General features: G+C 65.6%; 1 pseudogene. It reads left to right on the top strand.

Features of this window, described 5'->3' with window-relative positions:
• Positions 1–204: pseudogene (locus B0E41_RS26965) on the top strand (IS21 family transposase); the annotation flags it as partial.
• Positions 205–326: the final 122 nt, after the last annotated feature.

Below are 326 nucleotides of genomic sequence, written 5' to 3'. Positions count from 1 at the left end.
GCGTCCTGCGCGCTGGCTCTGGAGCAAGGAGCCTACAGCTACAAGCGCGTGCTGGCGCTGGCGGAAGTCAGCTTTGCCCAGGCACTGGCGGCCATCGAGATCGAGTCCAGCGGTGCGCCCGCCGCCGGTGTCCGCACGCTGACCCAGCAGCATGAGCTCATCCGCGACGCCGATGAGTACGCCGATCTGTTTGCGCATGCGTAAGCGGTCAATAGACCGCACCCCTTGCGCTGTCCCGCAGTTCAGATCTTGAGCGCAGTGATGCGCCAGGGCAGCAAGGCCTCGTAGTCATCGACAGTCCTGGCCCGCGGGAGTGCCACCAGCAA

This window comes from Hydrogenophaga sp. A37, from assembly GCF_002001205.1.
Taxonomy (GTDB): Bacteria; Pseudomonadota; Gammaproteobacteria; order Burkholderiales; family Burkholderiaceae_C; genus Hydrogenophaga.
The sequence above is the reverse complement of the archived record's forward strand: the minus strand, read 5'-3'. Positions and strand labels throughout refer to the sequence as shown.